Source organism: Pseudarthrobacter sp. MDT1-22 (assembly GCF_054511035.1).
Window position 1 is genome coordinate 192,314 of the sequence record NZ_JBTNDK010000004.1, and the last position, 20,673, is coordinate 212,986.

The 20,673-nt window shown below is 66.8% G+C and carries 16 protein-coding genes and 1 pseudogene; 5 read left to right on the forward strand and 12 right to left on the reverse strand.

From position 1 onward, the window contains the following. Positions 1-3: 3 nt before the first annotated feature. The gene (locus ACX80M_RS05510; RefSeq protein WP_459309213.1) at positions 4-1,503 is read right to left on the reverse strand and encodes an NAD-dependent succinate-semialdehyde dehydrogenase; all 1,500 of its coding nucleotides are present in this window, start codon (positions 1,501-1,503) and stop codon (positions 4-6) included. A gap of 172 nt (positions 1,504-1,675) precedes the next feature. Further along, positions 1,676-2,635, reverse strand: a complete 960-nt coding sequence (gene rsmI, locus ACX80M_RS05515; RefSeq protein ID WP_459309215.1) for a 16S rRNA (cytidine(1402)-2'-O)-methyltransferase — start codon at positions 2,633-2,635, stop codon at positions 1,676-1,678. A 46-nt stretch (positions 2,636-2,681) separates the two neighbouring features. Between rsmI and ACX80M_RS05520 the strand changes: the two genes are divergently transcribed. Continuing rightward, entirely contained in the window at positions 2,682-4,364 is a 1,683-nt protein-coding gene (locus tag ACX80M_RS05520; protein WP_374209889.1) for a dolichyl-phosphate-mannose--protein mannosyltransferase, read from the forward strand. Positions 4,365-4,430: 66 nt separating this feature from the next. Then, a pseudogene (locus ACX80M_RS05525) lies at positions 4,431-5,848 on the forward strand (AMP-dependent synthetase/ligase); the annotation flags it as partial. Positions 5,849-5,895: 47 nt separating this feature from the next. Here ACX80M_RS05525 and ACX80M_RS05530 read toward each other — a convergent pair. Together ACX80M_RS05530 and ACX80M_RS05535 are read right to left on the reverse strand one after the other, a co-directional pair. Further along, positions 5,896-6,993 (reverse strand): TIGR01906 family membrane protein, encoded by a 1,098-nt coding sequence (locus ACX80M_RS05530; protein WP_459309217.1) that lies wholly within the window; start codon positions 6,991-6,993, stop codon positions 5,896-5,898. Between the two features lie 123 nt (positions 6,994-7,116). Beyond that, positions 7,117-8,109, reverse strand: a complete 993-nt coding sequence (locus tag ACX80M_RS05535; protein WP_252601030.1) for a stage II sporulation protein M — start codon at positions 8,107-8,109, stop codon at positions 7,117-7,119. A gap of 68 nt (positions 8,110-8,177) precedes the next feature. Here ACX80M_RS05535 and ACX80M_RS05540 point away from each other — a divergent pair, with 68 nt between their 5' ends. Further along, positions 8,178-8,978, forward strand: a complete 801-nt coding sequence (locus ACX80M_RS05540) for an RDD family protein (protein ID WP_252601027.1) — start codon at positions 8,178-8,180, stop codon at positions 8,976-8,978. 36 nt (positions 8,979-9,014) lie between these two features. Here the strand turns inward: ACX80M_RS05540 and ACX80M_RS05545 are convergent, their stop codons facing one another. The 4 genes from ACX80M_RS05545 to ACX80M_RS05560 form a co-directional block, all read right to left on the reverse strand. Then, positions 9,015-10,253 carry a L,D-transpeptidase gene (locus tag ACX80M_RS05545; protein ID WP_252601025.1) on the reverse strand — a complete coding sequence of 413 codons (1,239 nt, stop codon included), beginning with the start codon at positions 10,251-10,253 and terminating at the stop codon, positions 9,015-9,017. 63 nt (positions 10,254-10,316) lie between these two features. After that, positions 10,317-11,795, reverse strand: coding sequence for an adenosylhomocysteinase (gene ahcY, locus ACX80M_RS05550; RefSeq protein WP_252601023.1), 1,479 nt, complete (start codon positions 11,793-11,795; stop codon positions 10,317-10,319). 95 nt (positions 11,796-11,890) lie between these two features. Then, a complete protein-coding gene (locus ACX80M_RS05555) occupies positions 11,891-12,160 on the reverse strand; it encodes a Trm112 family protein (RefSeq protein ID WP_104061004.1) in 270 nt (89 codons plus the stop codon). A gap of 78 nt (positions 12,161-12,238) precedes the next feature. After that, positions 12,239-12,628, reverse strand: a complete 390-nt coding sequence (locus tag ACX80M_RS05560) for a DUF3499 domain-containing protein (RefSeq protein ID WP_058929636.1) — start codon at positions 12,626-12,628, stop codon at positions 12,239-12,241. A 120-nt stretch (positions 12,629-12,748) separates the two neighbouring features. Between ACX80M_RS05560 and ACX80M_RS05565 the strand changes: the two genes are divergently transcribed. Beyond that, complete coding sequence (locus ACX80M_RS05565) at positions 12,749-13,264, forward strand: metallopeptidase family protein (RefSeq protein ID WP_058929637.1); 516 nt, start codon at positions 12,749-12,751, stop codon at positions 13,262-13,264. A gap of 19 nt (positions 13,265-13,283) precedes the next feature. Here ACX80M_RS05565 and ACX80M_RS05570 read toward each other — a convergent pair whose 3' ends face one another. Genes ACX80M_RS05570 through ACX80M_RS05580 form a run of 3 tightly spaced genes read right to left on the reverse strand, consistent with a single transcriptional unit; the run spans position 13,284 to position 18,776 of the window. Next, positions 13,284-14,876, reverse strand: a complete 1,593-nt coding sequence (locus ACX80M_RS05570) for a DUF5719 family protein (RefSeq protein WP_252601021.1) — start codon at positions 14,874-14,876, stop codon at positions 13,284-13,286. Further along, positions 14,869-18,201: a glycosyltransferase family 2 protein gene (locus ACX80M_RS05575; RefSeq protein WP_252601020.1), complete on the reverse strand. Its 3,333-nt coding sequence runs from the start codon at positions 18,199-18,201 to the stop codon at positions 14,869-14,871. The genes ACX80M_RS05570 and ACX80M_RS05575 overlap by 8 nt, the downstream gene beginning before the upstream one ends. Before the next feature lie 29 nt (positions 18,202-18,230). Further along, positions 18,231-18,776 carry a WhiB family transcriptional regulator gene (locus tag ACX80M_RS05580; RefSeq protein WP_252607817.1) on the reverse strand — a complete coding sequence of 182 codons (546 nt, stop codon included), beginning with the start codon at positions 18,774-18,776 and terminating at the stop codon, positions 18,231-18,233. A 411-nt stretch (positions 18,777-19,187) separates the two neighbouring features. Between ACX80M_RS05580 and ACX80M_RS05585 the strand changes: the two genes are divergently transcribed. After that, positions 19,188-19,886, forward strand: coding sequence for a TIGR03089 family protein (locus ACX80M_RS05585; RefSeq protein ID WP_252601016.1), 699 nt, complete (start codon positions 19,188-19,190; stop codon positions 19,884-19,886). Between the two features lie 19 nt (positions 19,887-19,905). Here ACX80M_RS05585 and ACX80M_RS05590 read toward each other — a convergent pair whose 3' ends face one another. Further along, positions 19,906-20,490 (reverse strand): GtrA family protein, encoded by a 585-nt coding sequence (locus ACX80M_RS05590; RefSeq protein ID WP_252601014.1) that lies wholly within the window; start codon positions 20,488-20,490, stop codon positions 19,906-19,908. Positions 20,491-20,673 lie beyond the last annotated feature (183 nt).

The window sequence follows — 20,673 nt, forward strand, 5'->3', positions numbered from 1 at the left end:
CGTTCAGCCGGCGTAGGGGTCCGCGATGCCGATGTACTGGGTGTAGAGGTATTCCTCGATGCCTTCGAGGCCGCCTTCACGTCCCAGCCCGGACTGCTTGACGCCGCCGAACGGTGCGGCGGCATTGGAGATAACGCCGGCGTTCAGGCCGAGCATGCCGGTCTCGAGCCGTTCGCCCATCCGGATGCCCCGGTTCAGGTCGCGGGTGAAGACATACGCCACCAGACCGTATTCGGTGTTGTTGGCCAGGCGGATGGCTTCGTCCTCCGTGCCGAAGGTGATGATCGGCGCGACGGGTCCGAAGATTTCCTCGGACAGGATCCGCGTGCCTTCGGTGACGCCGGTGAGGATGGTGGGCGGGTAGAAGTAGCCCGGGCCCTCGGCCGGGGCGCCGCCCAGGACGGCCTTGGCGCCGGAGGCCACGGCATCGGACACCAGCTCATGAACCTTATCCCGGCTCTTGGCATCGATCAGCGGACCCACTTTGGACTCCGCCTCGGTGCCCCGGGCGGTGGTCATCTCACCCATTTTCGCGGCGAACTTCTCCGCGAACTCATCGGCGACGGACTCGTGCACGATGAACCGGTTCGCGGCCGTGCAGGCTTCGCCCATGTTCCGCAGCTTCGCCAGCATGGCACCGGCGACGGCGGCGTCCAGGTCCGCGTCCTCGAACACCACAAACGGGGCGTTGCCACCGAGTTCCATGGAGGTCCGCAGGACGGTCTCGGACGCGTCGGCGAGCAGGCGCCGGCCCACCTCGGTGGAGCCCGTGAACGAGAGTTTGCGCAGGCGCTGGTCCTTGATCAGCGGACCGGTGGTGGCGCCTGCCGTGGACGTGGGAATGACGTTCAGGACTCCGGCGGGCAGTCCCGCCTCCTGCATGACGGCGGCGAACAGCTGCGAGGTCAGCGGCGTGAGGTTGGCGGACTTCAGCACCATGGTGCAGCCGGCCGCGACGGCAGGGGCGATCTTGCGCGTGGCCATGGCCAGCGGGAAGTTCCACGGCGTGATCAGCAGGCACGGGCCCACCGGCTTCTTGGTCACCAGCAGGCGGGACTTGCCGTCCGGGGAGACCGAGTAGCGGCCAAACGCGCGGACGGCTTCCTCGGAGAACCAGCGCAGGAACTCGGCGCCATAGGTGACCTCGCCGCGGGCCTCGGCCAGCGGTTTGCCCATTTCCATGGTCATCAGCAGCGCGAAGTCCTCGGCACGCGCCGTAACCATCTCAAAGGCACGGCGCAGGATTTCGCCGCGTTCACGGGCCGGGGCCTTCGCCCACGATTCCTGCGCCGCGGCGGCCGCGTCCAAAGCAGCTTTGCCGTCTTCGGCGCCGGCATCAGCGATGCTGAGCAGCACCTTGCCCGTGGCGGGGTCCTCGACGTCGAATGTCTTGCCTGACGCCGACGGGCGCCATTCGCCGTTGATCAGCAATCCGGTGGGAACAGAGGCCAGCAGTGCGATTTCGCGCTCCGCGGTAACAGCTGGCTGTGCGGTGACAGTCACGGTGACTCCCTCGTCAGTAAGGTTTGGTCCAGCCTTGGCGCGGGCCTGGGCGGCCTGCCGTGTTGGCTGATTTACTGTCACACTACTGCCGCGGCCGACAGAGGGTCTACGCCTGGACGCACTGCTGAAGCGAGATTTCGTTGTGCAGCTGCACAGCTGGCCTTTAGTACGCTCAGCGTGCCGCGAGGACCGCCGAGTACAGCTCCCGCTTGCTGACGCGGACGTCCTCGGCTACGGCGGCCACGGCTTCCTTGAGCCGGATTCCCTGGGCCACCAGCTCGTTGACGGCCGCCACGTAGTCCTCGGGGGTGCCCGGCGCCTGCTCAGGGGCGCCGCCCAGCACCACGGCAATCTCGCCGCGCACCTCGTTGCCTTCGGCCCACAGCAACAGTTCCCCGACCGTCCCGCGGATGACTTCCTCGTAGGTCTTGGTCAGTTCCCGGCAGACGGCGATCCGCCGCTCGGCACCGAAACGCTCGCGCAGGGCCCGCAGCATCGATTCCAGCCGGTGCGGGGCCTCAAAAAACACCATGGTCCGGCGTTCGGCCGAAAGGTCCGCCAACCGCGAGGCCCGTTCGCCGGCTTTCCGGGGCAGGAATCCCTCAAAACAGAAGCGGTCGGTGGGCAGACCGGACAGTGCCAGGGCGGTCAGTACCGCGGACGGGCCAGGGACGGCGGTCACGGTGAGTCCGGCTGCCACAGCGCCTTCCACCAGCCTGAACCCTGGGTCCGAGACCGAAGGCATGCCGGCGTCTGTGACCATGACCAGGGTTTTGCCGGACCGGACGTGCTCCAGCAGTTCCGCGGTCTTGGTGGCCTCGTTGTGCTCGTGGTAGCTGATGACCCGCCCGGCGACGGTGACTCCGAGGCTCTGGACAAGGCGGTGCAGGCGCCTGGTGTCTTCGGCGGCCACGATGTCCGCCGTCCCCAGGAGCTCGATCAGGCGGGCCGACGCGTCTCCCGTATTCCCGATGGGCGTTGCCGCCAGTACAATCCGGCCCGGCCCCGTGGCGACGGGTGCCGCTGCAGCCGGGTCCGCTGCCACGTGAACCTCTGTCTCTGGCTCCTCCCCGGCGGCAAGGGAAGGTTCTGCGGGGCGGGAATCGGCGAAGGTGCTGGGGTTAGGGTCCACTCCCCCAGCGTACTGCTGGCCGGCGGCCCAAGCTGCAAAAGGTAGCATGGGGCTCGTGACGCAGACCTCCATGCGGCCTGCCGAGGCCGTCCAGACCATCGCGCCGGCACGAGGCCCGTGGATCGCCCGTCCGGCGGAGGCCTTCTCTGCCACAGCCCTCCGCGAGCGCCTGAACGGCAGCACGCGCAGCTGGCGGGATTACCCGCCGTCGCTGCGTCTCTGGTTCTGGCTGGTGCCCGCCCTGACATCCGTGATCGGCGGCGTCCTCCGCTTTGTCCGGCTGGACACGCCGCACAGCCTGGTCTTCGATGAAACGTACTACGTCAAGGACGCCTACTCCTACGTGGTCAGCGGCTACGAACGGGGCTGGCCGGACAAGGCCAACGACTCCTTCAACGCAGGCAACCCGGCCATCCTCCTGGACACTCCCGAGTACGTGGTCCATCCGCCCGTGGGCAAGTGGATGATCGCCGGCGGCATGTGGCTCTTCGGAGCCGATAATCCGTTCGGCTGGCGGTTCGCGGCCGCACTGACCGGAACCCTGTCCATCCTGCTGCTCACGCTGATTGCACTGAAACTGTTCCGCTCAGTGCCGCTGGCTGCCGCCGCGGGCCTGCTGCTCGCCGTCGACGGCCACCACCTGGTGATGTCGCGGACATCCCTCCTGGATATCTTCCTGATGTTCTGGCTCCTGGCGGCCTTCGGGGCTTTGCTGCTGGACCGCGATGACGGACGACGGCGGCTGGCCGCACGGCTCGGACGGCTCGCGGCCGCGTCCCGGAACGCTCGGCCCGCAGCCAGCCAACTGCTGGCGGGACCGTGGCTGGGGATCCGCTGGTGGCGTCTCGCCGCGGGCGTGTGCATGGGACTCGCCATAGGCACCAAATGGTCGGGCCTGTTTTTCCTCGCCGGCTTCGGCGTGCTGACGGTCCTGTGGGACCTCAACGCACGGCGCGTCGCGGGAATCCGCGGCTGGGTCAGCGGCGGAATCATCAAGGATGGACTGCCTGCCTTTGCCAGCATGGTTCCGGTTGCGGCGGTGGTCTACACCGCCACCTGGACGGGCTGGTTCCGTTCCGAGGGCGCCTACTTCCGGAGGTGGGCCCAGAGCAACCCCTCAGCGGAGTGGGGCTGGCTGCCGGACTCCCTGCGTTCGCTGGCGCACTACCATCTGGAGGCGTACAAGTTCCACCAGGGACTGGGCTCCGAACACCCGTACGAGGCAAGCGCCTGGAGTTGGCTGGTGATGGGCCGGCCGACGTCGTTCTTCTACCAGAAGCCGGAGCAGGGCGCCCCGGGATGCGACGTGCCCAACTGCGCCTCCGCCATTCTCTCGGTGGGGAACCCGATGATCTGGTGGGGAGCGGCCATCTCGCTGGTGGTCCTGCTGTTCTGGTGGGCCGGGCGCCGGGACTGGCGCGCAGGGGCGATCCTTGCGGGCGTGGGCGCCGGCTACCTGCCGTGGTTCCTGTACCCGGAGCGGACCATGTTTTTCTTTTACGCCGTCTCCTTTGAGCCCTTCCTGGTGCTCGCACTGGTGTATTGCCTGGGCCTCGTCCTGGGCCGGGACACCGACCCGCTCTGGCGCCGGCGGGCCGGTGTTTACCTGGTGGCACTCTTCGTCGCCGGGGCAGTCCTGTTGTCCGCATTTTTCTACCCGGTGTGGACCGCGGAGACCATCCCCTATCAGGAATGGCGCTACCGGATGTGGATGCCGTCCTGGATCTAAGGCAGGATTGCATGAAACCCTGACCAGCCGCGAACTGCGTTGAGGCAGCGGAACGGAGACGCCCCCGTGCGAGAAGCGAGCACAAACCTCCTGGTGGAGCTGGAGCCCGGCAGCAATGTCACCGATCTCCTGCGCCAGCGGGAAGCCGCCAACCCGGCCCACGCCCTCTACGCGCGCAAAGGCCCCAACGGCTGGACCGACGTTCCGGCGCAAAAATTCCTGCACGATGTCTGTGCCCTCGCCAAAGGACTGATCGCCGGCGGCCTGGAGCCCGGCGACACCGTGGCCGTCATGTCCGCCACCCGCTACGAGTGGGCCTTGGTGGACTTCGCCATCTGGTTTGCCGGCGGCGTGAGCGTCCCCATCGACGAGACCTCAACCCCCGGCCAGGTGGAGTGGATCCTGCACGACGCCGGCGCGCGCCGCGTGTTCGCGCAGGACCGCGGCAAGGTGTCGCTTATTACAGGCATCATGGAGTCTTCCATCCTGCTCAAGGACCGGCTGGTCCCCGTGGTGAGGATGGATGACGACGACGACGCCCCGAACCTCGCCAGCCTCTCGGCTGCCGGAATGGGCGTCACGGACGCCGAGCTGGAACGCCACCGCTCCGCCGCGGGCCTGGACGACGTCGCGTCCCTGGCCTACACGTCCGGCACCACCGGACGGCCCAAGGCTGCGTGATCACCCACGGCAACTTTGCACTCGTGGCCGTCAACGTCGTCGCCTTTCTCCCGGAGATCCTCAAGGGGCAGAATGCGCGCACCCTGATGTTCCTGCCGCTGGCCAATGTGCTCGCCCGCGCCGCCCAGGTGGCGTGCCTCCATGCGGGCGCCACCCTGGGACACGTCAGCCGTCCTGCTGATCTGCGGGCGAATCTGGGCACGTTCAAACCCACGTTCCTCCTGGCGGTGCCCCGGATCTTCGAGAAGGTCCGGGCGGACGCCGCGCACCAGGCTGCCGGGTCCGGGAACGCGGGGATCTTCAGGGCAGCGTCAGCCGCCGCCGTCCGTTTCTCCACGGCACAGGACACCGTCGCCCGCGGCGGGGGCAGCGGACCAGGGCTGGCGTTGCGGGCGCGGCACGCCGTCTTTGACCGCCTGGTGTACCCGAAGCTCCGCCAGCTCCTTGGTGGCCGGGTCCGTTACGCGGTATCGGCGGCCGGCCCCCTGGCACCTGAGGACGCGCACTTCTTCCGGGGCGCCGGGATCCCGGTCCTTGAGGGCTACGGGCTGAGCGAGACAACCGCCCCCTGTACGGCCAACACGCCCGCCCGGACCAGGGTGGGCAGCGTGGGCGTCCCCCTGCCGGGCACCACCATCCGGGTGGCCGAGGACGGCGAAGTGCTGGTCAAGGGGATCGGCGTGTTCAAGGGTTACCACGCCAACGAAGCGGCCACCGCAGAGGCCTTTGTGGACGGGTTCTTCCGTACCGGGGACCTCGGCGAGCTGGACCGGGAGGGCTTCCTGACCATCACCGGCCGCAAGAACCTGCCCGCCAAAATAAACGGCTGAGCACGTGCAGTTGCTTGGGGCTACGCCTCAGCGGCTATCGGCTCATCCTTGGCCAGGCCGCGACGACGGCGGGTGGGCCAAGTGAGGATGAGCGTTACCAGGGACACCAGGAGGACCAGCGCGGCGATGACAATACCGGCATCGATCCAGAACTGGCCCGGGAACAGCCTGATCAGCGTGTCTTCAAGGGCAAACGTCCAGGAACCGCTGGCGAAGAAGATCCGGTGGAATTCGGTGAAGAACTGCTGCCAGCCGAGCACGGCCAATGCGCCGAGGCCCAGAATGATCGCCAGCGCAACAATGGATCCCGAGAAGAGTCCGCGGCGCACACCGCCGGTGCTGCGGCGGCGCAGGTAGGCGATGGCCACGAGGCTGAGGACGATCAGGAGTGCTCCCCCGCCAAACGCGGAAAGGATGACAACTTTTACGTCCGCCATGTGGCCGACTTCGCCGTCCTTGAAAAGGTCCCCGCCACTGCGATTGACCAGATCACCCAGATACCGCGGCCCCGCCCAGTTGCTGAGGTAGTCAACCGCGTAGGAACCGTACGTCATCCGGTCGTCGGTGCTGAACCCGTACCCGTCGCCCGGGAACCCGGGCCTGTTGTACTCGGCCCACAGGAACAGCGGGCTGGTGACCGCACGGACGGCCAGCACGAGCAGGATCACCGGGTAGAAAAGGGCCAGCAGGACTTGCCAGATGCGCGGGGCCACGGGCTTGGCGTTGGCTGCGCTTTCGCGCTCCGCGTTGCGGCGCTCCACTTCCTCCTGCGGCGGACGGACCTGCAGCGCTGACGTGGGCAGCGGCTCGCTGAAGTGGGCACCGTTTCGGGTGGCGCCCTGGGCGGACGGTTCTTTGCGGAGCGACTCTTCTACGGAAGGTACCGCGGCGGGAGGTTCGACGGCGGCCTCCGCGGCTTTGCGGCCGGCGCGGCTTTCGGGCTGGGTGACACCGCCCTGCCCGGCACCGGCGCTACGTGCTGGGGACACGTCGGGAGTGCTGGAGTCGGAGTCTTTCAGCCAGGCAAAAGCCGGCTCTTCCGAGTCCGACGAAGTATCCAGGTCCGGATCCGGCTGCGGCTCCGTGCGTTTGGCAGGGGTCGGCGAATTGTCGTTCACAGCAGCGTCACTTCCGTTGGGTTCCACGCCGCCGGCTCTGATCCGGGCAGCGCCGTGTATCTGATATCGAGCCTACCGCCCGCTCCTCCACAAGGGCGAGGAGCCACCCCGTCGCTCCCGGATTCATGCGGCGATTTCACTGTATCCAGCGTCGCCAGCCACCAAGTCGCCGCGTTCACCGGCGTCATAGGCCCGCCGTCCCCATATCAGGACGTAGCCCCAGTAGGCAGCCAGCACCGCCAGGCCGATGCCGATCTTGGCCCACACCGGAAGCGGGCTGGGCGTGACAAAACCTTCCACTAATCCGGAAACGAACAGCACCAGCACCAACCCCAGGGCCACGGTGATCAGCGACCTGCCTTCGTCCGCCACGGCACGTCCCCGCGTCCGTGGTCCCGGGGACACCATGGCCCAGAAGATCCTCAAGCCCGCCGCGCAGGCAATAAAAACAGCCGTCAGTTCCATCAGGCCATGCGGCAGGATGTAGCTGTAAAAGACATCCTGCCGGCCCACGGCGGCGAAAACTCCGGCGGCGATCCCGACGCCCTGGGCGTTCGTGAACAGGATCATGGGTACCCAGAAGCCGGTGATGCCCAGGGCCACCGCCTGCGCGCTGATCCAGGCATTGTTGGTCCAGACGGCCCCCGCAAACGAGGCCGCAGGATTTTCCGAATAGTAGCCAATGAAGTCTTTCTCGACGTACTGCCGGACCGCAGCCTCGGAGGCAACGGACCGCAGGGCCTCGGGGGACGTCCCGATCCAGAGCGCGTAGGCGCCGGCAACCAGGATAAATGCGGCGCCGCAGGCCACCGTCAGCCACCGCAGGCGGTACAAAGCCGCCGGCAGGGCAGCCACGAAGAACCGGGCCAGGTCCGCCATCACGTTGGACCGTGCGCCTGTGAAACGGGTCCGGGCCTGGGCCAGGGTGGCGGACAAGGAAGCCGACAGGCCGCTCTCCGGGGCAATCGACCGGATGAAGGAAAGGTGGGCCGACGTCGACTGGTAAAGGCGCAGCAGTTCATCGGCCTCTTCGCCGCTGAGGCGCCGCTTATGGGCGAGCTGGTGCAGCCTTGACCACTTGTCCCCGTTGGCGGCGGAGAAGGCATCCATATCCACGGCAACAGCCTAGCCGCCATAGACTGTGAAGGTCCGCAGGATGGCTGACCAGGGATTGGGGTATCCGCTTGAGTTCGATAATCACCGGCGAGGCCGTTGTCCTGGAACTGCGCCCCGCATCCTTCGCCGCCCGTGCCCTTGGCCTGCTGCTGGATGTCCTGTTCAACATCATCCTGCTGGTCCTGATCCTGCTGGGCGTCGCAGCCGCCGGCCAGGACCTTGACGAGGCAGCAATGCGGGCGCTGACGCTGGTGAGCGTGGTCTTCTGCTTCGTGATTGTCCCGGTAGCCGTGGAGACCCTCACCCGGGGGCTCTCGCTCGGAAAACTGGCGACCGGCCTGCGTGTGGTCAGGGACGACGGCGGCGCCATCCGGTTCCGCCACGCCGTGATCCGGGGGCTGACTGGATTCCTGGAAATCTACCTCACCCTGGGTGGCCTCGCCATCGGCGTCGCCCTCTTCAACAGCCGCTCCAAGCGGCTGGGTGACATCCTTGCCGGCACGTATGCGCTGCGCCGCCGCGTGCCGGCAGAGGTACCGGTCCGCGTCTTTGTTCCCCCACAGCTTCAGGGCTGGGCCACAGCTGCGGACATCGGCCGGATCCCGGATGCGACCGCACGGCAGGCCGCCCAATTCATCCGGCAGGCCGGACGCATGTCACCGCTGTCCGCCGCCGGAATGGCAGCGTCGATCGCCACGGAACTGGCCGGGCATGTGGCCCCTCCGCCGCCCCCGGGAACCAGCCCGGACCAGTACCTGGCGGCCGTCACCGCCGAACGCCGTCACCGTGAACTCGCGCGGCTGCAGCAGGCCCGGCGCCGGAACGCGGCCACGGCGGAGCGGTTGGACCGCCTGCCGTTCGGGCCATAGGCCTGAACCTCGTCCTGGTCCTGGGCCAAACGGTGCTTAGTTGTTGTACTCCGCCCAGGGGATGTTCCAGTCGCCATAGCCGTCGTCGACGGCGGCGTAGTCGCCTTCGGTGTTGATGATCTGAACCACATCGCCGGTGGTCATGTTCTCAAATACCCAGGCGGCGCCGTCGGGAGCGAATCCGATGCAGCCGTGCGATACGTTCGTGTTGCCGATGAAGGGGTAGGCGGACTCCAGCGCCTGGTGGATGTAGGCGCCGCTCAGGGTGAGGCGGATGGCATACTCCACGTCCACTTCGCCGTAGTAGGCCGGATCGCCGGGCTTGAGTCCGATGCTGGCCGCCCGGAAGCGGTCATAGCGGTTCTTTTCCATCAGAACCGCGTAGCCGCGCGCTGACGGGAAGCGCTGATCGCCCATGCTGACCGGGAGGGTTTTCACTACCTGGTCATTAACGCTGAGCGTGAAAGTGTGTGCGGCGGCATCGGCGATAGCCACCCGCTTGTCACCGAAATTCACGGTGACCTTTTTGTTGAAGTTGGCAATCTGGCCGTTGCCGAGGTCCACGCCGAAAAGCTGCATGTCCATGGTGACGGTGGAGTTCGCCGCCCAGAAGGCTTCCGGGCGGTACCGGACCATGGTGTCGCTGAACCAGTGGAAGGCCCCGGCCTGCCCTGCGCTGGAGGTGATTTTGATGGCCATTTCCACGGCATCCCGGTTGACCACCGGTTCGCTGAAGATGACCTGCAGCGGCTGGCCCACGCCAACCTTCATCCCGTCCAGCGGGTAGATGGCAGCATCCGCCTCGTGCGTGCTCGAAACCGTACTGAACGAGTTTGTTGTGTTGGTATCCCGTCCCGCCCCGTCAGTGACCACATACGAGTAGCTGTACTCGGTGTTGAATTTCAGCGGGTCTGTCGCTGTCCAGGTGCTGCCGTCCCCTGCAAAGGTGCCGTGGACTACTTCGCCGGCGGTGCTGGTCAGCGTGACGCTCTCGATCCTGCCGTTGCCCACCTTAAGCGACACCGGCATTGCCGGGTTCACCTGGTTTGCGGCGTTGGCTGGCGTGACGTCCACCTTGACCGGGGCCACCACGGGCGATGCGACGCCCGGCACGGACCGGACTGCCGAGCTGGCTTCGGACTCCAGGCCACCGCGCGCAAAACCCGGCGCGACGGCGGCGAAGACGCCGCCCGTTGCGGCAAGGACACACACGGCTGCCACCAAGAGAATTTTCTTGGCGGTCCCCCGCCGGCGTGGCTTAACAACAGGTTCCATAGTCCGATCTTAATGCTTGGACATAACAGCCCCGGGCGTGGTCTGCACCCGGGGCATCACACGTCAGTAACGATAGTGCTCGGGCTTGTACGGTCCGGCGATGTCCAGGTCCAGGTAGTCGGCCTGTTCCTTGGAGAGTTCCGTAAGCTCCACGTCGAGGGCGTCGAGGTGCAGGCGGGCAACCTTTTCGTCCAGGATCTTAGGCAGGACATAGACCTGGTTGCTGTATTCGCGTTCGCCTTCGGGCTGGTCCCGCTTGGTCCACAGCTCGATCTGGGCGATGGTCTGGTTGGCGAATGAGTTGCTCATCACAAAGGACGGGTGGCCGGTGGCGTTGCCCAGATTCAACAGGCGTCCCTCGGACAGGACGATGATGGAGCGCTCTTCGGCGGTCCCGGCGTCGAGCACCCACTCATGCACCTGCGGCTTGATCTCCACCTTCTTAATGCCGGGGATCCGCGCCAGACCGGCCATGTCGATCTCGTTATCGAAGTGGCCGATGTTGCCCACGATGGCTTTGTCACGCATGCCGGCCATGTGTTCGGCCAGGATGACGTCCTTGTTCCCTGTGGTGGTGATGAAGATGTGGCCTTGGCTCAGCACCGACTCCAGCTTGGCCACCTGGTAGCCGTCCATGGCTGCCTGGAGGGCACAGATGGGGTCGATCTCTGTGACGATGACGCGGGAACCCTGGCCGCGGAATGCCTCTGCGGCTCCCTTGCCGACGTCGCCATAACCGCAGACGACGGCCACCTTGCCGCCCATCAGCACGTCGGTGGCGCGGTTGATGCCGTCAGGCAGCGAATGGCGGATGCCGTACTTGTTGTCGAACTTGCTCTTGGTGACCGAGTCGTTGACGTTGATGGCCGGGAACAGCAGCTTGCCCTGTTCAGCCAGCTGGTAGAGGCGGTGCACGCCGGTGGTGGTTTCCTCGGTGACGCCGCGCAGGCTGGCCCCGATCCGGGTCCACCGCTGCGGGTCTTCCTGCAGCGAGGCGCGCAGCACGTCCAGGAAGATCCTGCCTTCCTCGGACTCGTCTTCGCCTGCCGCCGGTACAGCGCCGGCAGCTTCGCACTCAACGCCCTTGTGGACCAGCATGGTGGCGTCGCCGCCGTCGTCCAGGATCATGTTCGGGCCGAGCTCCGGATCGGTGTCCGCGCCGGGCCAGGCCAGGATCTGCTGTGCAGTCCACCAGTATTCCTCCAGCGTCTCGCCCTTCCAGGCGAACACCGGGACACCCTGCGGGTCCTCGACCGTTCCCGTGCCCACCACGACGGCTGCAGCGGCATCGTCCTGGGTGGAAAAGATGTTGCAGGAGGCCCAGCGGACCTCGGCACCGAGGGCCGTGAGGGTTTCGATCAGGACGGCAGTCTGGACCGTCATGTGAAGGGATCCGGCGATCCGGGCGCCCTTCAGCGGCTGGGTGGGTCCGAACTCCTTGCGGAGTGACATCAGGCCTGGCATCTCGTGCTCGGCCAGGCGGATCTGGTGGCGGCCGGCTTCGGCCAGCGAGATGTCGGCTACCTTGTAGTCAAATGTCATGGGGTTCCTTTGCTTTTGTCCGACGGCGGCGACGGCGTTGAAGCCTCTGCGCGAAAGTCGACCGCTGGTGGTGGTACGTGTTGTCCAGGCGTTGCCTAGGCAGTAGCTGCGGTTTTGTCCGTGGCGGGGCTTGGGTCCGTGGCCGGCCGGACGGCGTGATCGTGCTGGTCCGAGCCGGCAGCCGTGGCGGCCTGGAGAAGTTCCGGCGGCAGCAGCAGCGGGATACCGTCCTCGATCGGGTAGCGCAGCTTCACGCCCGAATCTCCCGCCGCCGTCGACACAAGCTCTTCGCCTTCCTGGACAAGGGGCGATCCGGTCACGGGACAGCGGAGGACGGACAACAGTTCAGGACTGATCTTTGGCATGATTGGTGCTCCCGACAGGGGCGCGTTCGCGCCGTTGGCTGACTGATTAGCAGGTTCCAGCCTACCGCCAGATCCGCCTCAGGAAGGTTCGCGCAGGACGCGCAGATGCCCCCGGCGGACACCTTCGGTGCCGGCCGGGGCCTCCAGCGCTGAATGCGAGCCACGCTGACCCGGCGTGGTCTGCGACTTGGGCGGCTGGGCCGCTGCTTCGCGGACCGCGTTGGCGAGGGCCAGGAGGTCGTCCGGTCCGGGCTGCTGCGGGCTTGTGGGCATCGCCAAGCGAAGCACCTCCCACCCGCGGGGCACCGTCAGCGACCCGGCGTGCTGCTCGCACAAATCGTAACAATGCGGCTCGGCGTAGGTGGCAAGCGGACCCAGGACGGCGGTGGAGTCGGCATAGACGTACGTCAAAGTTGCCACCGCCGACTGACGGCAGGCTGACCTTGAACATTGACGGATAGCTCCCACGACATCACAGACTACTCCGTATCCCAACTTGTTCGGAGTATTTGCCGAATCGGCGCCGCGCCTTGGCGCGAAAACCGGGGTTATGTCGCGTAATTCTGCGCCCGGGTTTACAGTCAAGGTATGCAGTCATCGAACCATGATTCAGCTTTTACGGTCCGTTTGGCTGACCCGGATGACCGCGCCGCAGAAACGGGTTCGGGTTCGCCCGGCCGAAGCTTTGCGATGCGCCGCCGGAACCGCCACGGTCGCGGCCTGCGCGGGGAGCTGGTGTTGCCAACGCACCCCGGTTACAGGACACGGTCGGACCGCTTTGACGACATGGTGCTGGATTCCGCGCAGCGGCTCCACGACATCTGGGGCAAAACGCTCGACGGCGTCCGGTTCGCCGTCGACGAAATACCCCCGCAGCTGGAGCAACTGGTGGCCGACGCCGCACCGCCTCCCATGGGCGCCTACACTCCCGCCACGGCAGAGGAAGGCCCGGTGATCACCCTGTACCGCCGGGTAGTTGAGCAGGGTTGCGCCAGCCGGGAGGAACTCCAGGACCTGGTGCACGACGTCGTCGTGGAACACACCGCCGAAATGCTCGGCGTAGCGCCGGAAACCCTGGATCCGGTCTACCGCCGCCGGTACTGACGCCGCCGGTACTGTCCTGTCAGTACCCCAGGGAGACCGGCACCTTTTCCTGCCCTGAAGCCGCCGGCGTGAAGGCGACCGTGGAGATGTCGTCCCGGCCGTCCTGCTGCAGGAGCAGCGCGCCGTAGGCAGCGTCACCTGACGCGGAGACAACGTACGCCACCACTACCGACTCGTCCACCTTCTCGGGGACCTTGATGGACGTTGTGGTGCCGCCGGCGACGTCGGCAGTGGCGGCCGCGCGGATCTTGCCGTCCGCGGTGATGGCAGCGTAGGAGACCGTGGCCCGGTTCTCGAGGACGCCGAACACGAGGGTTCGGTCACCGCCATGGGGCACGGGCACCACATGCTGGCTTCCCAGCCGGACACCGGAGGCAGCCCAGGCGACGTCCGAGGCCTTCTCGTTCGTGACGCCCCGGGTGACGCGGGTTGCGGCCACAAATGACACGTCCGAACTGGTGGACACCGTGTAGTGGCCGGCGGGGACGCCAGCCAGGGAAATCTCGGTGACGGACCCGGCTTTTGCCGTGACAACGCCGCCGCCGGGGAGGGCTTTCTGGCCGTCCCGGCCGAAGAGCTTGACCTCCACTACCGCGTCCGACGGTCCCGGAACCGTGATGGCCAGCGCGGGGCCGGCGTCGTTGAAGCCGCTGTTTCCCGTCAATGCGGAGATCGCGCCGGCGTCTTGGATGTCCACTCCGGTCATGACCTGCCGTGCGGCAGGTGCGGCGCCCGGAGCAATGAAGTCGACGCCGCCGGGCGTCAGTCCCCTCAGGACACTCTGCTGGATAGACGCGGCCACCGGACCGCCCGCGCTCCGGACATGGACGGTGAGCTGGGCTTCACCAGGGGCCAGGCCAGCCAGCACGATTGAGCGGGTACCTCCCGGCGCGACCAGCAGCCCCCTGCTGCCCGGGGCCCGGATCTGACCCTTGCTGCCGAAGAGCTCCAGGCTGACGGTGGCAGGTGTGCTTGAGGCGTTGCTGAGGACAAGAAGGGAGGTGCGGCCCACGGTGGTGCTGGCACCGGACAGCCAGAGGTCGTTGGCGGGCGGCTGGCAATTGGCAGCCGCCGAGCCCTGCAAGTCACCGTCGGTGGCGGTGAATCTCATAAGCCCGGCGGCTGAGGGCTTCTGGCCTGCCTGGGCGTCGGCGCTCAGGAAGCTGGCATCATCCACGCTGTGCCCGGCGACGACGCCGGCGGTCAGGTCCTGGGGACCTGTCCCCTGGCCGGGCTGGCTGCCGTCCTTGGCGATCTCGACGGCGGGCGTCCCGTCAAGGGCGGCGAGCCTGCTGCCGGGGAGGACACCGCCGGGGGCGCTCAGGACGGCGCCCGTGACAGCGCTCTTGGCGGTCGCGGATTCGGGGCTGAACTGGGGGTCGGTGCCCGCCTCTGTTCCTTCGAGCAGGCGGGCCGGGCCAGGACATACCCCCGTGCTGGCGCCTGCGGGAACTGCAGCCAGCACGGCCGGGATGCTGCGGCTCCCCGCCGGCTGCGGGGCGACCGAGGAGGCTGCGAGTCCCGCGCCGGCTGTGGCCACAATCGCCACGGCCGAGACCAGGCCTGCCAGCATCTGCTTGCGAGGGGTCCTGCGGGCTGCGTCCTTATGCATTCTGATGTTCCTTACGCAAAGATCCCTCGTCCCTCGAGAGCCCTGTGTTGGGCCGGCGCGCGGGCATGGGAATGGCGAGCATCACAGTGAGTCCTATCACCGTGATCTGTGCGATTCCGGACCAGAGGGCCCACGGGGTGTCGTAGCGGATGGTCAGCTGGCCGGCGGTGGCAGGCAAGGTAAAGGCCTGGGCCGAGCCGGATGTTGTGGCAGTGAGCTTCCGCCCGTCGAACCAGGCGCTCCAGCCCGGGTCAGCCCGTTCGGCGAGCACCACCAGCCGCCCCTCCGGTCCCTCGGCGACGGGGGTGTCGACGTCGTCGTATTTGGAGGGCACCAGTGCCACAGTGGCGCCGGTGCCGTCCACGATCCTGACGCGATGGGCAACGTCGGCGGGCTGCAGTACCGGCTGGTTCAGCGGCGTAATCCGCCAGAGCCAGCCGACATCCGTCTGGCCGACGGCAACGAGCCCCGGAACTGCGTCCATCCTGCTGGCCGTGAGCTGGGCGGCGGTATCTGCCGAGCGCAGCACCACGAATCCGGCACCAAGGCGCTCGAGCTCGGGACGGGGGTCCACGCCTTGGCCGGCCACCAGCGTGGCCACCACGCTGCGGATGGACGCCGTGACGTCGTCGTCCTCCCTGACCGTCTCCTGGCCGGGCGCGCCCAGGATGTTCCGGGCGGCGGCAATCGTTGACAAGCTGTCCAGGGTGGTCCCGGCGCCACGCATCAGGGCCGCGTCAAAGGAGCCGTTCTCCTGGGTGCCGATCAGCAGCGTGCGTGTCTGCTCCGGCCCGGTGCCACGGTCTATGGCGGTGGCGGGAAGCGTCCGGGCGCTGCCTGGCTGCACCAGCCGTGGCGTTCCCAGCGCGGGCCCTGCCGGCACGTCGGCCGGGAGTGCAACGGCTGAGGAACGTAGCAGGTTCTGGGCCGACCACACCGCCATGCCGGCCAGCGGACCGGCCAGCAGCACCACCATGGCAAGGGCCGTCGCGGAGCGAAGGGCCACGTTGCGCCGAATACTGGGCGAGGCTGCCCGGTCCGCGGCATCAAGCAAACGCTCGGCACCGATCAGGGCGGCTCCGAGCAGGGCGAACCCTGCGGCGGAGACGGCTGGTCCGGTGAACGGGGTCACGAGGGTGTCGGCAGTTGCGCCGGTGGCAACGTGCCCCGCGAGCCGGCCACCGGCGAAGATCACCAGAGCCGCCACCCAGAGAACACGTGCTGTCCTGCTGCGCATACCCGGGAGGAACAGGGCGGCAACGGCAAGCAGCAGGACGGGAACGGCCAGCAGAAATGCGAGCACGAGTGCCCATGGGATCGCCTGGCCGCTGAAGAACGGAAGGCCGGACAGGCCACCGTCGGCGGAGAACAGCAGCGGCTGGCCCAGGAACTGCTGCCACAGCGGGGCCGCCTCGAATCCCAGCGGAACACCGGGGTCTGCCAGCAATGCCCGCGGCCGGTCGATAACGGACAGCCCGAAGGGAAGAAAGAGCGCGGCGCTGGGCAAAAGAGCCCACCACACGGTGCGGCCACGACGGCCAAGCATCAGCCCGCAGAGCACAATAACCACAACGGCCGGGACTAGCAGTGAAGGCGCCGACGCGGTCACAACACCCAGCGTCAACCCTGCGGCGGCGGCAGCAGTCCAGGACGGCATGCCGTTGATCCCAGGCCGTGCGGGTGGTTTTTCGGTGAAACGCCCGTCACCCGGGGACGGGACAATGAACCGTCCGTGGCCCACAGCGGACCCGGTGGCACGCAGGAGTGCCAGGACGAGCAGCGGGATCATGATGTGGGCCACCAAGGCACCGGCCCGGCCCTGGTTCAGTGCTATCTGCAAGGCAGGAGCGGCCGCCCAGAAGAGTGCGGCAACGAGGCGGAAGCGGCGCCGGATGGTCAGGCCCCCGGCCGCAAACCATGCGGTCAGGCCGGAAAGCGGGGCGGCGAGCAGCAGGAGCCAGGCCATGGCCGCGTTGGCGTCTCCCCCGCCGAGCAGGCCAAGGATCCACAGCACATAGCCGAAGGGGTCGCCCTTGCCCGGAAGCCCTGCCCCCAGGCTGATCCACCAGCTGGAGGCGTGGTGCCAGATTTCGCCAAGGGTGGAGGACACCGGAATGAGGCCTCCACCGGAAACAGCGTCGGCCCGGAACATCCCGCTGAGCGCTGTGAGGGAAGCTGCGGACGCGATGATGATGGCGGCGATGGCGCCTGTCCCCACCCATCCCCGTTCGGTGGTGGTCAGGGCAGCGAAGTCATCCGATGAGTCCCCCGTGGGCTGGTCCGCCAGGGGGTCATGGACAAGGCCATCGGCCGTGGAGTTGTCGGCGCCCAGGGCTTCCATCAGGGAGCGGCGGTGGTTCCAGACTTCACGCCGTGGCGTCTGCAGCTTCTTGATGACGGACCGCCGGATCCGCCGGCTGTTTGCCGCGGTCCGGCGGGCCTTTGCCACGGCACCGGGCCGGGCCAGGGCAGCGAATGTGGCCACAAGCTGGGAGAAACCGTGCCCGGGATCCTTGACCGCAATGCTGAGCACGAGTTTGAACATGCTGCCAAGCAGCGCACCGACCGCATGGATAGGCACCTTCCACAGCGGGGCGTGCTTGAGGCGCAGATGGACCTGGGCTTTTCGCGCCGCGGAAGCGTTTCCCTGGGCATGCGGCCGGTGGGCCACGTGGAACATCCGTGCAGTGGGAACTACCACCACGCGGTGCCCGGCGAGGCGGTTGCGCCAGCAGAAGTCGACGTCGTCGCCGGTGCCCGGCAGTGCGGGGTCGAAGCCCTTCAGGAGTTCCCAGATATCACGGCGGACCAGCATGCCGGCCGAGTTCACCGCAAACGCGTCGGTGCGGCCGTTGTACTGGCCCTGGTCCAGTTCGTCGGCATCGATCAGGGTAAGCCGCTCGGCCCAGCGGCTGGTGGAGAGTCCGACGTCGATCAGCCGGCGTTCCGAGTGCCAGTCCAGTTGCTTGCAGCCGGCCACGGTCACGGATGGTGCGCGCTCCACCGCACTGAGGAGTTCGGCCAGCGCCTCCGGGGCCGGGGCCGCATCGTCGTGCAGCAGCCAGACCCACTCTGTGGCGGCGCGCTGGGACTGGCCTTCCCAGGGCGTGTGCTTGTTGAGCCCGGCGCGCACGGCGCCGCCCATGCCGCTCTTGCCGGGGGGAAAGGTGCTCACATTGGTTGCGCCGAAGGCCCGTTCCAGGAGGACGGCGGAGTCGTCGCGGGATCCGGTGTCCACTCCGATGAGGGAGTCCGCGGGCCGGGTCTGGTCCGCGAGGGCAGCCAGGGTTCTGGGGAGATAGGCACTGCCGTTGTGGGACACCACAACGGCAGTGACATGTACTTCCTGAAGAATTAGATTGCTCGCTTCCTTAGCCGCCGGCGCTCACGCTCGGAAAGGCCACCCCAAATGCCAAACCGTTCGTCGTTTGCCAACGCGTATTCCAGGCACTGCGACCGCACATTGCATGCACCGCAGACCTTCTTGGCGTCGCGCGTGGATCCGCCCTTCTCCGGGAAGAAGGCTTCCGGATCCGTTTGCGCGCACAATGCATCAGTCTGCCAGCCGAGTTCACCTTCGTCGTCGAAGTCCTGCCTGAACGGCAGTCCGATCCACACCGGCTGGGAACTTGTTCCCTGTGCCGGGGTGCGCAGTTCCATGGGCGGATCCAGGTCGTCATCGTCCTGGTCGTGTCCGCCGTCAAGGAGTGCTTCGTGCGCCGCCAGGAAGGCTGTGGCCTGGTCCTGGAGGGGGTCTTTGGTATTGCGATTGTAACGGTCCGCGGCGTCGGGATCCGCGGGATCGACGAACCAGTCGCTCGGCACCCCCCGTGCGCGGTATTTTGCCGTTGCCAGTCCGGCGACGACGGCATCTTCATGGATACGCTCTGCTTGCCCCACGGCGACCCTCCCCAAATGTTGCAGCCCTTGCCTGAATACTTGGCCACTCGGTTGCGTGTCCGTATTTATGCAGTGACTTTCGATATCTAATTACACGCGTGTAACTAGTGGGGAGTCAAGCCGTGGACGGATAATAATCAACTTTCCGGGCCAATCCCGGTCACGCCACGCCCGGGAGTTTTCCGAAGGTCCGGCGCGCGGAGGCCCGGCAGTCCGCATCGGCGGCCAAAAGGTCCCGTTTCCGCTGAATAGCTGCCAAAAAATACAGGCGCAGCCCGAATTAGACAAATAAGATGACAAACTCCTGTGAGTAACATCACAGCCCGGCCGGACCCGACCAGGACCCTTAGGGACTCGGTGCGCGGCATCCCTGCCAAGGACGCCCCACCGGGTCCGTGACAAGATAAAGCCATGAGCATCCCGGCGATAGATCTGATGACCTCCCTGCGTTCCGGCCACGCCACGTCGCCCCGCCTGACCTGGTACGGCCCGGACTCCGAGCGCGTGGAACTCTCCGGTCGTGTGCTGGACAACTGGGTGGCAAAAACCAGCAATCTGCTGCAGGACGAACTTGACGCCGAGCCCGGCATGCGACTGACTCTTGACCTGCCAGCCCACTGGAAGTCAATGATCTGGGCACTGGCCGCCTGGCAGCTGGGCATGGAAACAGTCCTGGGCGGCGGGGAGGCGGAGCTCCTGGTCACCGACAGGCCCGGAACCGTTGAGGGGCAGCACGACGCCGTTATCGCCGTCGCGCTGCCAGCCCTGGCGATGCGGTGGCCTGGTGACCTGCCTGCCGGAGTCATCGACTACGCCGCCGAGGTGCGCTCCCATGGTGACGTCTTTATGGCGCACACGGACCCTTCGGCGGCCGGCTGTGCCATTCGGGCTGGCGGAGGCCAGCGGCACATCCACGAAAGCCTGATCACTGGTTTTGCGGCGCCGCATGAGGAAGGCGTCAGGCTTCTGGTCCCGGCCTCTGAAGGGCTGGAGCCGGCGCTGGCGAACTCACTTGGCGCGTGGCATAACGGTGGTTCAGTGGTGCTGGCTCACGCCGATGTGGAGCTGACGGACAAGCTGCTGGCCGCAGAACGCATCCACGGCAAGTAGCTTTCCCGGCACGGCCGGGTTAGGGCCGCTGCCGGCGGCTTTCCGGTGAGTCTGCCTCCGGCTGCTCCCCGTGCTGGGCGACGGCAGCAGCGGCAGCTGCCTTCTCACGATGGTGCCGTTCGATGAGCTCGTGGTCGTGGGAGAACTCCGGCTCCTGATCCAGTTCTTCGTTGAAGACCCAGAACCGGTAAGCGAAGAAGCGGAAGATGGTGCCCAGGACCAGGCCCACGACGCTGCCGGCAATAAATAGCGAGGGCTTGTCGTTCAGGTCCAGGATGTATTTCGCGAACCAGACACAGCCTGAGGCGATCAGCAGTCCCACCAGGTTCATGACGGCGAACAGCGCGGCCTCACGGGCCACATTGGCCTGCTTGCGGTGTCTGAACGTCCAGTAACGGTTGGCAACCCACGAGAAGATGCTTGCCACGATGGTTGCCATCGCTTTGGCCCAGACCTCGCTGCCGTGCATCGGTCCGGTGAACAGCCAGATGAAGATGGCCGAGTCAATGACGAAGGCCACACCGCCCACGGCTCCGAACTTGGCCACTTCACGCCAAAATAGCGAGGCGAGCCCCCGGATACGATCTGCAAGTGCGCTAAACATGACCCTCCATGGCCGTCAGTTCATTGGGCCACACGGCCAGAGGTCTATTTTAGACCCGAAATCGGTGAACCCGCCCCACGCGGAGTGAAGGGTGATCGCGGAAATACCCGAAAAGCGGGCCCTTCGACGTCCCAAAGCCCGGATCCGGTGAGCTTTTCTGTAGGCTGGCTTATGTGACTTTTC

Coding starts and splice junctions, on each gene's coding strand:
- ACX80M_RS05520 (WP_374209889.1), top strand. CDS start 2,682: ATGGGGCTCGTGACGCAGACCTCCATGCGGCCTGCCGAGGCCGTCCAG.
- ACX80M_RS05545 (WP_252601025.1), bottom strand. CDS start 10,253: ATGGAACCTGTTGTTAAGCCACGCCGGCGGGGGACCGCCAAGAAAATT.
- ahcY (WP_252601023.1), bottom strand. CDS start 11,795: ATGACATTTGACTACAAGGTAGCCGACATCTCGCTGGCCGAAGCCGGC.
- ACX80M_RS05555 (WP_104061004.1), bottom strand. CDS start 12,160: ATGCCAAAGATCAGTCCTGAACTGTTGTCCGTCCTCCGCTGTCCCGTG.
- ACX80M_RS05565 (WP_058929637.1), top strand. CDS start 12,749: ATGCAGTCATCGAACCATGATTCAGCTTTTACGGTCCGTTTGGCTGAC.
- ACX80M_RS05570 (WP_252601021.1), bottom strand. CDS start 14,876: ATGCATAAGGACGCAGCCCGCAGGACCCCTCGCAAGCAGATGCTGGCA.
- ACX80M_RS05585 (WP_252601016.1), top strand. CDS start 19,188: ATGAGCATCCCGGCGATAGATCTGATGACCTCCCTGCGTTCCGGCCAC.
- ACX80M_RS05590 (WP_252601014.1), bottom strand. CDS start 20,490: ATGTTTAGCGCACTTGCAGATCGTATCCGGGGGCTCGCCTCGCTATTT.